Origin of the sequence: Clostridium lamae (genome assembly GCF_033043255.1) — a bacterium.
GTDB classification, from domain to species: Bacteria; Bacillota; Clostridia; order Clostridiales; family Clostridiaceae; genus Clostridium; species Clostridium lamae.
In genome coordinates this window covers 118,031-132,097 of record NZ_JASCQJ010000003.1, presented here as the reverse complement: position 1 = coordinate 132,097, position 14,067 = coordinate 118,031, and the positions used below count along the sequence as shown (strand labels likewise).

The 14,067-nt window shown below is 28.1% G+C and carries 15 protein-coding genes; all 15 read left to right on the top strand.

The window, feature by feature from the left end; translation table 11 throughout:
- The first annotated feature begins 432 nt into the window (after nt 1-432).
- Complete coding sequence (locus QK892_RS02745) at nt 433-1,254, top strand: PHP domain-containing protein (protein ID WP_317271993.1); 822 nt, start codon at nt 433-435, stop codon at nt 1,252-1,254.
- A gap of 14 nt (nt 1,255-1,268) precedes the next feature.
- Nucleotides 1,269-2,465, top strand: a complete 1,197-nt coding sequence (locus QK892_RS02740; protein ID WP_317271992.1) for a pyridoxal phosphate-dependent aminotransferase — start codon at nt 1,269-1,271, stop codon at nt 2,463-2,465.
- 176 nt (nt 2,466-2,641) lie between these two features.
- The gene (locus tag QK892_RS02735; protein WP_317271991.1) at nt 2,642-3,280 is read left to right on the top strand and encodes an HAD-IB family hydrolase; all 639 of its coding nucleotides are present in this window, start codon (nt 2,642-2,644) and stop codon (nt 3,278-3,280) included.
- Nucleotides 3,281-3,295: 15 nt separating this feature from the next.
- The gene (locus tag QK892_RS02730) at nt 3,296-4,111 is read left to right on the top strand and encodes an aminotransferase class IV (protein ID WP_317271990.1); all 816 of its coding nucleotides are present in this window, start codon (nt 3,296-3,298) and stop codon (nt 4,109-4,111) included.
- Between the two features lie 88 nt (nt 4,112-4,199).
- A complete protein-coding gene (locus tag QK892_RS02725) occupies nt 4,200-5,960 on the top strand; it encodes a DUF342 domain-containing protein (RefSeq protein ID WP_317271989.1) in 1,761 nt (586 codons plus the stop codon).
- Between the two features lie 13 nt (nt 5,961-5,973).
- Complete coding sequence (locus QK892_RS02720; RefSeq protein ID WP_317271988.1) at nt 5,974-6,420, top strand: chemotaxis protein CheW; 447 nt, start codon at nt 5,974-5,976, stop codon at nt 6,418-6,420.
- A gap of 5 nt (nt 6,421-6,425) precedes the next feature.
- Complete coding sequence (locus QK892_RS02715) at nt 6,426-6,917, top strand: chemotaxis protein CheD (RefSeq protein WP_317271987.1); 492 nt, start codon at nt 6,426-6,428, stop codon at nt 6,915-6,917.
- A 14-nt stretch (nt 6,918-6,931) separates the two neighbouring features.
- Nucleotides 6,932-7,522, top strand: a complete 591-nt coding sequence (locus QK892_RS02710; RefSeq protein WP_317271986.1) for a CheB methylesterase domain-containing protein — start codon at nt 6,932-6,934, stop codon at nt 7,520-7,522.
- A gap of 8 nt (nt 7,523-7,530) precedes the next feature.
- Complete coding sequence (locus QK892_RS02705; RefSeq protein ID WP_317271985.1) at nt 7,531-8,295, top strand: CheR family methyltransferase; 765 nt, start codon at nt 7,531-7,533, stop codon at nt 8,293-8,295.
- Nucleotides 8,296-8,308: 13 nt separating this feature from the next.
- On the top strand, nt 8,309-10,321 hold the full coding sequence (locus QK892_RS02700; protein ID WP_317271984.1) for a chemotaxis protein CheA: 2,013 nt from the start codon (nt 8,309-8,311) through the stop codon (nt 10,319-10,321).
- Nucleotides 10,322-10,335: 14 nt separating this feature from the next.
- Entirely contained in the window at nt 10,336-10,935 is a 600-nt protein-coding gene (locus QK892_RS02695) for a chemotaxis protein CheC (RefSeq protein WP_317271983.1), read from the top strand.
- A gap of 16 nt (nt 10,936-10,951) precedes the next feature.
- Entirely contained in the window at nt 10,952-11,311 is a 360-nt protein-coding gene (locus QK892_RS02690; RefSeq protein WP_317271982.1) for a response regulator, read from the top strand.
- Between the two features lie 22 nt (nt 11,312-11,333).
- Nucleotides 11,334-11,732 carry a chemotaxis protein CheW gene (locus QK892_RS02685; protein WP_317271981.1) on the top strand — a complete coding sequence of 133 codons (399 nt, stop codon included), beginning with the start codon at nt 11,334-11,336 and terminating at the stop codon, nt 11,730-11,732.
- A 16-nt stretch (nt 11,733-11,748) separates the two neighbouring features.
- Nucleotides 11,749-12,744: a flagellar motor switch protein FliM gene (gene fliM / locus QK892_RS02680; protein WP_317271980.1), complete on the top strand. Its 996-nt coding sequence runs from the start codon at nt 11,749-11,751 to the stop codon at nt 12,742-12,744.
- Complete coding sequence (fliY, locus tag QK892_RS02675) at nt 12,737-13,873, top strand: flagellar motor switch phosphatase FliY (RefSeq protein WP_317271979.1); 1,137 nt, start codon at nt 12,737-12,739, stop codon at nt 13,871-13,873. The genes fliM and fliY overlap by 8 nt, the downstream gene beginning before the upstream one ends.
- The last annotated feature ends 194 nt before the right edge of the window (nt 13,874-14,067 follow it).

Genomic DNA, 14,067 nt, shown 5'->3' with positions numbered 1-14,067 from the left:
TCCTTTAGGTAGAGGGTGATAAATGTTATGTGAACTGCGACTTGGAGCCTGCGAGGTCGCAAGGAACATAATATTTATCTCCTTTTTTATTTAGGAATTTATAAAAAGATTACCCTGTGAATAGCTTTTTATAAATTCCTTCCTTCAGCTTTGAAGTGTGATATATAAGGTTGCGATGACTTGGAGCGAAGCGACAAAATGAATAATAAGAAAATTTATAGAGAAAAGGATATATAACATAAAGAGTAACTATTATAATTCCGAATGAAATGAGGAATTATTACCTTTAGTGTAGAATGAGATAAATAATATATGAACTGCGACTTGGAGCTTGCGACGGAGCGAGGAATATATTATTTATCTCATAATTATTGTCATTTTATATTAATAATGATATATTTTTAGTATAAACTTAAGAAATAGGGTGTTAATATGAAGTATGCAGATTTACATATTCATTCTAATTATTCAGACGGCACTTTATCACCAGAAGAAATCATTAAGAATGCTATAAATTTAGGTGTTAAAAGTATTTCTATAACGGATCATGATTCTATTTCTTCGCAATATATTACCCAAAATAGATATACTGATATTGAAGTTATACCAGGTATAGAATTGAGTACTGAGTTTGAAGAGTTAGAGCTTCACATATTAGGATATTTCATTGATATTAATAATATAGAGTTAATTAAAACTGTAGATAAGTTAAATAAATCGAGAATAGAAAGAATAGAAGAAATACTTCTTAGATTAAGAGAACAGGATATTTATTTAAATCTTGAAGATTTAGAGGTTGATTTAAATTCAACAGTAGGAAGAAGTCATGTTGCTAATGCTATGGTTAGAAAAGGATATTTTGAGACTTATAAGGCAGCTTTCACTAATCATTTAGTTAAGGGAAAGAAAGCTTATGTAAAAGGATATAAATTAGGTTATAAGGAAGCTATACAAGTAATAAATAATGCAGGAGGAATGCCTGTATTAGCACATCCAGGGCAAATTTATAAATCTTTAGAAGTTGAGAAAATAATCAAAAATTTAAAGTTTTTTGGCTTAAAGGGGATTGAAGTATATCATCCAAGTCACTCTAAAGAACAAACTAATAATTTTTACAATCTTGCAAAAAAATATAAACTAGCAATTACTGGCGGTAGTGATTTTCATGGTAAGGAAGGATTAAAGGAAAATTTAATTGGCAGTTATGGTATTAATGAAGAACAATTGAATAAGCTAATAAATTTGAGTAAGTAAATGGGGGAGTAATAATGGATTTATCTAATAAAGCAAAGCAAATTAATCCATCAATAACATTAGAAATTACAGCAAAAGCTAAGGCTTTAAAGGAATCAGGAATAAATGTAGTAAGCTTTAGTGCAGGAGAACCAGATTTTAATACACCTGAGAATATTATAAATGCTGCTATAAGAGCAATGAAAGATGGAAAAACAAAATATACACCTACTAGTGGAGTTTTAGAATTAAGAAATGCCATTTGCGCAAAATTTAAAAATGATAATGGACTAATATATGAGGCAAATCAAATAGTAGTATCTACTGGTGCAAAACAAAGTTTGGCCAATGTATTCTTAGCTATATTAAATAAAGGTGATGAAGTTATAGTTCCTATTCCTTATTGGGTAAGCTACCCAGAGCTTATAAAATTAGCGGATGGAGTCCCTGTTTTTGTAAATAATAAAAAAGATAATGATTATAAATATAGAATTGAAGACTTAAGAGAAGTAGTTACAAATAAAACCAAAGCAATACTTTTAAATAGTCCTAATAATCCAACTGGAAGTATATATTCTAAATCGGAGTTAATAGAAATAGCGGAATTTGCAAAGGAAAATGATTTAATAATAATATCAGATGAGATATACGAGAAGTTAATTTATGATAAAAATAAGCATATAAGTATAGCAACTATATCAGAAGATGCTTATAAAAGAACAGTTGTAATTAATGGGTTATCTAAATCTTATGCTATGACAGGATGGAGAATAGGATATTCTGCTTCGAGTAAAGAAATAGCAGGACTTATGAGTAGTATTCAAAGTCATGTAACTTCAAATATTAATTCTATATCACAATATGCTGCTATAGAAGCATTAAATGGACCTCAAGATGATCTTAATAATATGATAGAAGCATTTGAAAATAGAAGAAATTATATGGTAGATAGGCTTAATAAAATAGAAGGAATTTCTTATATTATGCCTAAGGGTGCTTTTTATGTAATGGTATATGTAGGAGAATATTATGGCAAGTCTATATTAGGGAAGACTATATGTTCATCATTAGATTTTTCAAAAAGTTTGTTAGATGAAGAACAAGTAGCTGTCATACCTGGGATAGCTTTTGGTTTAGACGAATATATAAGATTATCATATGCTACTTCTAAAGAAAATATAGAAGTAGGCTTAAATAGAATTGAGAATTATTTAAAAAAATTACAAAATTAAAAAGAAATTAAGTTTATTTAATTTCAATAATCAGTTTTAAAGGAGATAAATATCACATGAGTACGAATTAGTGTTTATCAGCTCGTAAATAATGGGATATATATATCCTTTTTTGTTTGATAATAGAAAAATTTAGTATATAATTTAATTGTATAACAACGTAGGAGGAATAATGAATGGATAAATTAGCGCTATTTGATGTAGACTATACAATAACAAGAAAAGAAACATTAATGCAATTATATAAATATATGATTTTAAAAGATATTAAGAATATTAGATTTTTGCCTAGAGCTATTTATTCTGGCATTATGTATGCAATTGGTGTTTATGATGAAAAAAGAGTTAAGGAATCATTTCTTAAATTTATTGATAAAATAGATGAAAAAGATTTAGCTATTTTAGTGAAGAATTTTTATAAGGATGTTTTAGAAAAAATTGTATATGAAGATTCAATAAAAATGATGAAAAAATTAAAGGGACAAGGTTATAAGATATATTTGATATCTGCTTCTCCTGAATTTTATTTGAATGAGTTTTATGCGATAAAAGAAATAGATATGATAATTGGGACTAGATTCTTCATAGAGGATGGGAAATTTATTAGAAAAATGAATGGAGCTAATTGTAAAGGCGAAGAAAAGTTAAAGAGATTAAAAGAAGTATTAGAAAAAGAAAATGTTGAAGTTGATTATAAGAATTCTTATATGTTTTCAGATTCTTTATCTGATAAACCTCTCTTGGATTTAGTAGGTAACGCTTATCTAATAAATTATAGAAAGAAAAGCAGTTATAAAAAATTAGAGTGGAAATAAAAAAAGGAGAAAAAAATGGAAGCTATATTAAATTATTATTTAGAGGACGGACATTTAGAACCAATTAAGAATTACACCAATGATTCTCTTGAAAAGGAAAGAGTAATATATGAGGTAATAAGAGTAATTAATAAAGTTCCTTTATTTTATGAAGATCATATCAAAAGATTAGAGTCATCTTTTAAATTGATGGAAAAACCATTTTCCTACAAATACGATAAAATAAGAGAATATCTACTTAAGCTGATTAAAGCTAATAATGTAGAATTTGGAAATATAAAGTTAACTTTTGACATGAAAACAGATACTATGAAGGTGTTTAGCATAAAACATAACTATCCTAAAGAAGAATTATATAGAGTTGGTGTAAAAACTATATTATATCATGGTGAAAGAACAAATCCTAATGCTAAGATTATAGATAGTAATTTTAGAGAGAAAGTTACAAATGAAATTAATAAAGCTTCAGCTTTTGAAGCTATACTTGTAAGTAATGACGGATACATAACAGAAGGAAGTAAATCAAATATATTTATGATTAAAGATGATAAGCTTTATACATCCCCATTAGAAGCTGTGTTACCAGGAGTAACAAGGGGAAGAATTATAGAATTATCAAAATCACTAGGAATAAAGGTTGAAGAAAAGCGAATAAACTATAAAGATATAAAGTCATTTGAAGCAATGTTTATATCAGGTACATCACCTAAAATACTCCCTATTTTTATGATAGATGACATAGAACTAAATGTTAATAATGAAATCCTGCAAAGACTTATTAAGGAATTCAACAAAGAAGTGGATAAATATGTTAAAAAATTTAAAAAATAACAGTTGCTATAAATTATACATTATTCAAAAAGGTATTAAATTATGATATCATTAAATCATAGTAGGGAATTTGGATGGGGGAGTATAGATGTATGAAAATGGAAAAGAAGCTAATGTAGATGGTAAAGTTTATGTTGAAAATAATAAAATAATAGTAAAAGATCCAATTGGACGCGGAGAAACTCCGATTATTATACCGCCCTTAGAAGGAACTATTTATATAGATGGTAAAATTATCAATAAACCTTTTAGAGTTAAAGAGGAAAATGTAATAGAGTTTAAAGAACTTAAAGTTGAATATAAAAGAAATATTAATTTAAGTTGGAATAAAGATAGTACAGAAGGATATATCTCAATAAATTATGAGAATGAAAAAAAATATATCCTAAAGGATATGAAAGAAAGTAAAAGTTTGTCTTTAGAAGTAATAGAAGTGGAGGGAGAAATCCCTCCTAATATTAGTGAAGAAGAAATCATGCTAGAATTAAAAAAAGCAAAAATTATTTATGGTATAAATGAAGAGAATATAAAACAAATAATAAATAGCCAAGAAATAAAGAATGTTTTAATAGCAAAGGGTAAAACCCCTAAACCTCCAATAGAAGATGAAATTAAAATATTATTTAATAGGACTGCTAAAGATTATGAAAAAAATGAAAAAGTTGATCATAGATCATTTAATACAATAACAAGTGTTAAAGCTAATGAGATATTGGCCGAAATTATAAAAGGGGAAGATGGAATTGATGGGATAAATATTTTTAATGATATTATTCCAAGTAAACCCAAAAAGAAAAGTAATTTCTCAGCAGGAAATGGGACAAAGCTAGAGAATAATTTAATAATTTCTACTATTGATGGGAAACCGAACTTTAGTAAAAATAAAGTTTGGATTGAGCCAGTATATGTTTTAAATAAAGATGTGACTATGTCTACAGGTAATATTATTTTCCCAGCTAATGTAGAGATTAATGGTAAAGTTACTGAAGGTATGAAGGTAACTTCTGGAGAAAGTCTTGTAATTAATGGAGGAGTCTTTAGTGGAGAAATAGAAGCAAAAAATTCTACTGAAATAGTAGGGAATGTAATAAACTCAAAGATAAAGATAGGTGGAAATAATTTAGTAAAATCTAATAGGATTAATACATTAAAAGAATTAAGAGAAATTTTAGATTCAATAGTATTAAATCTAGATTATTTAAAAGAAAATAATTTAATTAGAGAAGAAATATCTATAGGGCTTTTAATTAAGTTACTAATAGAAAAGAAGTTTAAAAGTACATCTAAAATACTGATTAAAGTGATTTCAAATTCTGTAAAAGATTACTGTAAAAACTCTGAAGTAGTTAAGTTAGTTAAATCAAAACTTTTAGGAGCTTCAGTGAGTAATATTAAGGAAATATCTGAAATTAAAGAAATAATTTACAAGATAGATGAAGAGCTTTTAGAGTTAGAAGCAGATGTATTAATTGAGGCAACATTAAGAATGGAGTATGCCCAAGAATCAAAAATTGATGTAGTTGGAAATATTGATATATATGGAAAAGGTTTATTCACAAGTGAACTAAATGCGACTAAAAGTATTATATTTACTACAGAAAATGGGATTTGTAGGGGAGGTTATCTTAAGGCTGATGAATTAATAAAGGCTTCAATAGTAGGAAGCGATTCGGGGGTTTTTACAAATTTAGAAGTTGGTAGATATGGTAATATTTATGTTAATATTGCTTATCCTAATACTACCTTCATAATAGGAAATAAAAAATATATTTTGGACAAGGCCTCAAAAAATATTCATGTTTATATTGATAAAGATGGTAGTTTAGAAGTTGAGAAATTAATTCTATAGGAGGAAACGAGAAATGAGTGAGATAAAAATACTAGTTTTTAAGCTAGGAAATGAATTTTATGCAACTGATATTATGGAAGTTGAAAGAATTTTAGGTTATGAAGACCCAACTGTTCTTCCAGATTCTCCAAGCTTCTTGGAGGGGATAATAAACTATGAAAATAATGTTTTACCAATTATTAATCTAGTAGATAAATTTAAACTTAAAATAGAAAATAGTTTAGATAAGAAGATAATAGTTGTAAGAAAAAGTAATGGTAAGTTTGGTATTTTAGTTGACAGTGTTAGTGAAGTGTTAAGTATTTCAAGTGAAGAAATTAAAAATCCAGAGAGTCTTACTACACTAATTTCAAAAAGATATATACATGGTTTAATTAATAAAAATGAAAATATAGTGATTATGCTTGATTTAGAAAAGGTATTGACAGTAGAAGAAGAAGAAATTGTTTTTCAGGGGTGAAATTATTGAATGATGGAAGAGAAGTTAGAGTTGGAATAGCCGATAGTGCAATAGTATCATCTCCAGACAAACTAATTACAATGGGACTTGGATCCTGCATAGGAATAGCCTTATATGATAGAGAAAAAAGGATTGCAGGATTAGTACATATTATGCTACCAGATAGTAGGCAGTTTAAAGAAATAGTAAATCCATTTAAATATGCAGATTTAGGTGTTGAAAAATTATTTAATCAAATGAAATCTTATGGATGTAGAAAAGAGAATATGACTGCTAAAATAGCTGGTGGAGCTTCTATGTTTAATTTTTCAGATAAAAAAATAGTTAGTGATATAGGAAAAAGAAATGGGGAAGCAGTTATTAATACCATAAATAAACTATCTATACCTATTATAGGAGAAGATATTGGCGGCAACAAAGGTAGAACTATGATTTTTGAGAGTGAAGATGGTTCAGTTATTATTAGAAGTATTGGTAATACTATTAAAAATCTCTAAAGGGGGTTACAGTATTGTGGAATGATGCAGTAATGGGAGTTAAAGACGTCGTATTAATAGGAGCTTCAACTGGTGGCCCAAATGCTATAGAAAAGATAATAACTAAATTAACTAGAGAATTAAATGCAGCAGTATTAATTGTTCAACATATGCCAAGTGGTTTTACTAAATCTTTCGCCGAAAGGCTAAATAAAAAGTGCAAATTGGAAGTTTTAGAAGCAAATGAAGGTATGAGAATTGAAAAAAACAAAGTATATATAGCCCCAGGAGGGTATCATATGGTAGTTAGAGATTCTGGATTTATAGGATTAACTATGGAAAATCCAATCTGGGGAGTTAGACCAGCTGTAGATAAATTATTTATATCGGCTTCATCAGTTTATGGTAATAGAATTATTTCTGTAGTACTTACTGGTATGGGGAAAGATGGAGCGGAAGGGACTATTGTAGTAAAAATGAATAAAGGTATAACAATTGCTCAAGACGAAAACAGTTCTGTTATTTATGGAATGCCTAAATGTTCATTTGAAACTGGTTGTGTAGATTATGTCCTTCCATTAGATGAGATAGCTTTCAAAATAAATAAAATAATTATGAAGAATTAGGAGGAGCTATGGAGTTTACGGAATTTCATAATTGGATTTATAAGGAATTTAATATTAACCTGAATGCATATAAGCCAGAACAGTTAAACAGAAGAATATCGAGCTTGATGTCAAGGTTAGGAATAGCATCATTAGATGATTATAAAAAAGTTTTGATGGTTAATAAAGAACAAAGAGAAAGATTTTTGGATTTTATAACTATAAATGTGACAGAATTTTTTAGAAATCCAGAATTGTTTTACGAATTGCAGGGTGTTATTAGAGAGTATTGTAAGGAAAAATCTAGATTGAAAATTTGGAGTGCTGCTTGCTCAATGGGGTGTGAACCTTATAGTATTGCGATATTAATTAATGATATGAATTTAAATATCAAAGCAGATATATTAGCGACAGATATAGATAAGAATATATTGAAAAAAGCGGAAGCTGGAGAATATCTATCTGTAGAAATGAAAAATGTAAGTGAAGGCTTTAAAAGAAAATATTTCAATATATCAAATGATAGATATATAATAGATCAAAAAATTAAATCTATGGTTACTTTTAAAAAACACGATTTAATATTAGATAGCTATGATAATAATTTTGATTTAATTGTATGCAGAAATGTGATTATTTATTTTAGAAATGATATTAAGAATGAGATATTTAAAAAGTTCTGTAATTCATTAAAAAAAGGTGGAATGCTATTTGTAGGGGCAACAGAAAGTATATACAGTTATAAGGATTTTAATTTAGAAAAAGTATCTACTTTTATTTATAAGAAAGTATAAAGGGGTGAACAACATGGATGTATCTCAATATATGGCTATGTTTTTAGAGGAATCAATGGAAAATTTGCAGACTCTAAACGAAGCATTATTAGATTTGGAGCAAGAACCAAATAATATAGGCAAACTAAATGAAATATTTAGAGTTGCTCATACTATTAAAGGGATGGCTGCAACTATGGGGTATGGTAACATAGCTGTATTAACTCATAGGATGGAAGATGTATTATCTGAATTTAGGGAAGGAAAACTTAAAGTAACTAGAAATGTTGTTACTGTATTATTCGATTGCCTAGATACATTAGAAAGAATGGTAAGTAACATTGAAAAAGAAAATAATGACGAAATTGAATATTCTAGTATTATTGAGTCCTTAGAAAAAATAGTTAAGATGGATGTTGTAGATTATATTGAAAAGAATGAAGAAATTGAAAATCAAAATTCAATTAATGATCTTTTAAATGAGTATGACATATCTGTCATTAAACAAGCTAAGAATAATGATTACAATGGAATTAATATAAAAATTTCATTAAGAAAAGATACTTTATTAAAGTCAGCAAGAGCATTTTTAATCGTTCAAGAATTAGAAGGACAAGGGGAAATAATTAAATCATTTCCATCCACTGAAGATATTGAAAACGAGCAATTTGATACAGAGTTATTATTTGTATTATTAACTAAAAAATCTAAAGAGGAAATAGAAAGCTTAATAAGTAATGTATCTGAAGTAGAGAAAGTATTAACATCTTATGTTTCAATTGACGAGTTACATGAAGCTGCAGTGAGTAATGAAGACATTTTAGATGAAGCAAAATCTTTAATTAGTAGTGAAAAACTTAATGTTAATTTGATAGAGCCTAAAGAAATAAAAAAAGAAAATAATAACGGGTCTAAAAGAACTCATCAATCTGTAAGAGTTGATTTACAAAGAATAGATAAACTTATGAATATGGTATCTGAGCTGGTAATATATAGAACTAGATTAGAACAAATAGTTATAGATAATAAATCACAAGAATTAATTGAAACATTAGAGCAGGTAGAAAGAACTACTTCAGATCTTCAAGACTTAGTTATGAAGATAAGAATGTTACCATTAGAAGTAGTATTTAATAGATTCCCTAGAATGATTAGAGATTTATCTGTAGAACTTAAAAAGGAAATTAATTTTGAAATAAAAGGTTCTGAAACAGAATTGGATAGGACTGTTATAGATGAAATAGGCGAACCATTGATACATCTTTTAAGAAACGCAGCAGATCATGGTATCGAAAATAAAGAAGACAGAATAAAAAATGGCAAAAATCCTGTTGGTACAATTAAGCTTGTAGCTTATCAAGAAGGAACTAAGGCATTAATAAAAGTTAGTGATGATGGAGCTGGAATTAATCTTAATAAAATTAAAGAAAAAGCAGAGAAAATCGGAATAAGTACAGAAGGATTAAGTGATAATGATATAAGGAATCTTATATTTGCACAAGGCTTTAGTACTAATAATGTAGTTACAGACATTTCAGGAAGAGGAGTTGGAATGGATGTAGTAAAAACTAAAATTTCATCACTTGGAGGCACTGTTGATGTAGTAAGTGAAGATGGAAAGGGATCTAGTTTTATTATTAAATTACCACTTACACTTCAAATAATTCAAGCTCTATTGGTTAAGATAGGTGATGAAACACTAGCTATTTCATTAGGTTTTATAGATAGGGTTATAGATTACAAAGAGGAAAATATTAAAAAGACTAATGGAGAAGAGGTAATAATTTATAGAGATAATATTATTCCATTAGTAAGATTAAATGAGAGATTAAATATAGAAAGTAGAGAAACTAAGAAAAAATTTATTATTATAGTTAAGGTAGGCGAAAAAACAGTAGGACTACTTGTAGATTCTCTCTTTGGACAGCAGGAAATAGTAATTAAGCCTTTAGGAAAGACATTAAAATTCTTAAAAGAATATATTGGAGCTACCATTTTAGGTAATGGATTAGTGACCTTAATACTTGATGTTGCAGCATTGATATAGAAGGGAAGGATTTTATGGAATATAAACATTTAACCTCATTTCAATTAGATGCTTTAAAAGAAGTTTCTAATATAGGAGCAGGAAATGCAGCAACTTCATTATCTATACTTTTAGGAAGTAAAATAGATATGTCAGTACCAAATATGAATTTAATAGCTTTTGATGAACTATTAAATAACTATAAGGAAAATGAAGTAGTGGCAGTATTAGTAAAAGTTTTAGATGATATAGAGGGGAGCATATTATATGTACTAGATGAAAAAGTAGCTCTTAATATAATATCAAAAATGACACTAGTGAAGGAAAGTAATTTAACAGAGATGGGATTCTCTGTTATAGGTGAAATAGGAAATATTATATCATCATCATTTATGAATTCTATCGCTGATTTTACTGGTTTAAAGGCAACAGCATCAGTACCTGCAGTTGTAAATGATATGATAAGCGCTATACTTGTTTCAACTTTTGTGGAAACAGGTCAATATCAAGAAAATGTTTTAGATATAGAAACACTTTTTATGGGAGAGGAAGAAAATAATATAGAAGGACATCTTTATTTTGTTCCAGCACCAGGCTCATTAGAAAAAATATTAGAATCATTAGGAATAAAATAATTTGGAGGTTTTAGAAATGACAAAAGTTTTAATAGTTGATGACGCTGCTTTTATGAGAATGATGATAAAGGATATATTACAAAAGAATGGCTTTAACGTAATAGGTGAGGCTAGCAATGGAGTAGAAGCTGTTAATTTATACAAAAAAGAAAGACCAGATGTTGTAACTATGGATATAACTATGCCAGATATGGATGGAATAGAAGCTGTAAAAGAAATAAGAGCCTTTGATCCATCAGCAAAAATAATTATGTGCTCTGCTATGGGACAACAATCTATGGTAATGGATGCTATAAAGTCAGGAGCAAAAGATTTTATAGTAAAGCCTTTCCAAGCAGATAGAGTATTAGAAGCAATCAGGAAGGTTATAGGTTAAATAAAATTAGGAGGCAGAATGGATGCAATTTGTAATATTTAAATTAGGAGAAGAGCATTTTGCAGTTGAAACAGATAAAGTGTTAAGTATTAATGATATGATGACTATTACAAAGGTTTCGAAAGCTCCTGCTTATATAAAGGGGTTAATTAATTTAAGAGGAAGTATAAAATCATTAGTAGATATAAATTTATTACTTAATATCAATTCTAACAAAAAACAAGGCAATATAATTATACTTAAAGTTGATGATGAAGAATTAGGTGTAACTGTAGATGAAGTAGAAGAAGTTATTGAGATAGATGAGCAATATATTCAAAGGCTTGAAACTCATAATACTGAAAATTATATTAAAGGAGTAATTGATTTAGAAGATAGATTACTAACAATAATAAATATTGAGAAATTACTTTATCAATGAGAAGTGAGGGATAGAAATGGCAGAGGTACTTAGCCAAAGTGAAATTGATGCTCTTCTTTCTGCCTTATCTACAGGGGATGTCGAGCCAGAACAATTGAAAGAAAAAGATGAAAAGCATAAGATTAAAAAATATGACTTTAGAAGTCCACAAAAGTTTTCTAAAGATCATATAAGAACTTTAGAAATGGTTCATGATTCTTTTGCAAGAATAGTAAGTAATTATCTTTCAGGGCAGCTTAGAAAACATGTTAAAATAGAAATTCAAAGCGTGGAGCAAATTACTTATGAGGAATTTATCCATTCTATTCCCAATCCAACTATAATTACAATGTTTAAGATGCCACCGCTACAAGGAAATATATTACTTGAAATGAATCCACAGTTTTCATTTCAAATATTGGATATACTCTTAGGTGGTACAGGAGAAAGATATGGGAAGTCTAAGGAATTTTCAGAAATAGAAAAAAATATATTATCAAATATAACATCAGAGATGATAAAGTCTATGGTGTTAGCTTGGGATGGTATATTAGAAGTAAAGCCAGAGTTTGAGTTATTAGAAACTAATCCTTCTGTAAATCAAACTTTAGCTCCTAATGAACCAGTTGCTTTACTTAGTTTTTTAGTAGAGTTAGGCAAAAGTTCTACATATATGAATTTATGTATTCCTTACTTAAGTATTGAAAAAGTACTAGATAAACTTGTTGTTCAATATTGGTTTAAAAGTGATGAAGATGAGATTATAGGTGAAGTGCAAGAAAAACTTAAAAAGGGAATCGAGCCTGTAGAAGTAAATATGCATGTAGAGTTAGGTAAAACAGAGGTAACAATAGATAGTTTTTTAAAGCTAGTTAAAGGAGATGTTTTAATATTAAATTCTCAATGCAGTGATCCAGTAAATGTATTTATAGAAGAAGAGGAATGCTTTATTGCTAAGCCTGGATCTATTGGAAGAAATATGGGAGTTGAGATTTTAGATATTTTAAATAAGGATGTGATTGAGAATGAGTAATAGTTTTTTATCTCAAGAAGAAATAGATTCATTGTTAAAGGGCACTATAGAGGATACTAATACAGAATTGATAAGTGATGTAGAAAAAGATTTATTAGGTGAAATAGGTAATATTTCAATGGGTACAGCATCTACAGCCCTTTATCAACTAATAAATAAACAAGTAAATATTACAACACCAAAAGTGACCATAACTACTTTAAAAAAGATTAAAGAGTGCTTTGATTATCCTAATATAATATTAGATGTAGAATATGTTTCCGGAATTACAGGTAGAAATTTATTAATAATGCAAACAAATGATGCAGCTGTAATTGCGAACTTAATGATGGGGGGAGATGGACAAGTATCTACTTCAGAGTTATCAGAGATAGAAGTAAGTGCAGTACAAGAAGCTATGAATCAAATGATAGGCTCTGCTGCTACTTCAATGGCAACTATGTTTGATAGGGAAGTTAATATATCTCCACCAAAATCAAAAATATGGAAGGAAATGAATGAAACAATTTCTGAAAGTATTCCAGAGGATGAGTCAATAGTAGAAATTTGTTTTGATTTAACTATAGAAGGATTACTTCAATCAAATATGATGCAAATCCTACCTATAGATACCGCTAAAAAAGTTGTGTCTATTATGATGGGTGAAGAAAATAGTCAAAATGAGGAACAGGTTATAGATATTAAGGATCAAGATCATAAAACTTATAAAGAAGATAGAGTATCTGAAAAAGTAGCTTCATATGAATATAGTGAGGCTGCAATAACTTCAAATCATACTGATAAGATAGATGAATATGTAAAAGAAAAACCTATTGAGGTACATGAGGCTAGTTTTGAATCTTTAGCTCAAGGTAAGATGGGAGAGTCCCATAGAAATATAGACTTGATATTAGATGTTCCATTAGAGGTTTCTGTAGTTCTTGGAAGAACTAAAAAATCAATTAAGGATATTTTAAATTTGAGCACAGGTTCATTAATTGAATTAGATAAATTGGCAGAGGAACCAGTAGAAATACTTGTTAATGGCAAAAAGATAGCATACGGCGAAGTAGTCGTTGTTGATGAGAACTTTGGAGTTAGAATAACAAATATAGTTAGTGGTGCAGAAAGAATAAAGTCTTTAAGATAGAAGTATATAAGTTGTCATGATATATATAATAAAAACTTCTTATAAGGTTTGGAAATTATATATTAGTAGTTAGCTTTATTACATAAATAATCCTTCATTTTTAATTTGGAACTGTTTGAGACAGTTCCTTTTTTATTGCAGATATTATTTTTATTCATTTTTTAATTATAGTAACTAAACTTTTAAATAAAAAT

Excerpts from the sequence above, each read along its gene's own strand:
- QK892_RS02745 (WP_317271993.1), top strand. The coding sequence starts at position 433 with ATGAAGTATGCAGATTTACATATTCATTCTAATTATTCAGACGGCACT.
- QK892_RS02740 (WP_317271992.1), top strand. The coding sequence starts at position 1,269 with ATGGATTTATCTAATAAAGCAAAGCAAATTAATCCATCAATAACATTA.
- QK892_RS02735 (WP_317271991.1), top strand. The coding sequence starts at position 2,642 with ATGGATAAATTAGCGCTATTTGATGTAGACTATACAATAACAAGAAAA.
- QK892_RS02730 (WP_317271990.1), top strand. The coding sequence starts at position 3,296 with ATGGAAGCTATATTAAATTATTATTTAGAGGACGGACATTTAGAACCA.
- QK892_RS02725 (WP_317271989.1), top strand. The coding sequence starts at position 4,200 with ATGTATGAAAATGGAAAAGAAGCTAATGTAGATGGTAAAGTTTATGTT.
- QK892_RS02720 (WP_317271988.1), top strand. The coding sequence starts at position 5,974 with ATGAGTGAGATAAAAATACTAGTTTTTAAGCTAGGAAATGAATTTTAT.
- QK892_RS02705 (WP_317271985.1), top strand. The coding sequence starts at position 7,531 with ATGGAGTTTACGGAATTTCATAATTGGATTTATAAGGAATTTAATATT.
- QK892_RS02700 (WP_317271984.1), top strand. The coding sequence starts at position 8,309 with ATGGATGTATCTCAATATATGGCTATGTTTTTAGAGGAATCAATGGAA.
- QK892_RS02695 (WP_317271983.1), top strand. The coding sequence starts at position 10,336 with ATGGAATATAAACATTTAACCTCATTTCAATTAGATGCTTTAAAAGAA.
- QK892_RS02690 (WP_317271982.1), top strand. The coding sequence starts at position 10,952 with ATGACAAAAGTTTTAATAGTTGATGACGCTGCTTTTATGAGAATGATG.
- QK892_RS02685 (WP_317271981.1), top strand. The coding sequence starts at position 11,334 with ATGCAATTTGTAATATTTAAATTAGGAGAAGAGCATTTTGCAGTTGAA.
- fliM (WP_317271980.1), top strand. The coding sequence starts at position 11,749 with ATGGCAGAGGTACTTAGCCAAAGTGAAATTGATGCTCTTCTTTCTGCC.
- fliY (WP_317271979.1), top strand. The coding sequence starts at position 12,737 with ATGAGTAATAGTTTTTTATCTCAAGAAGAAATAGATTCATTGTTAAAG.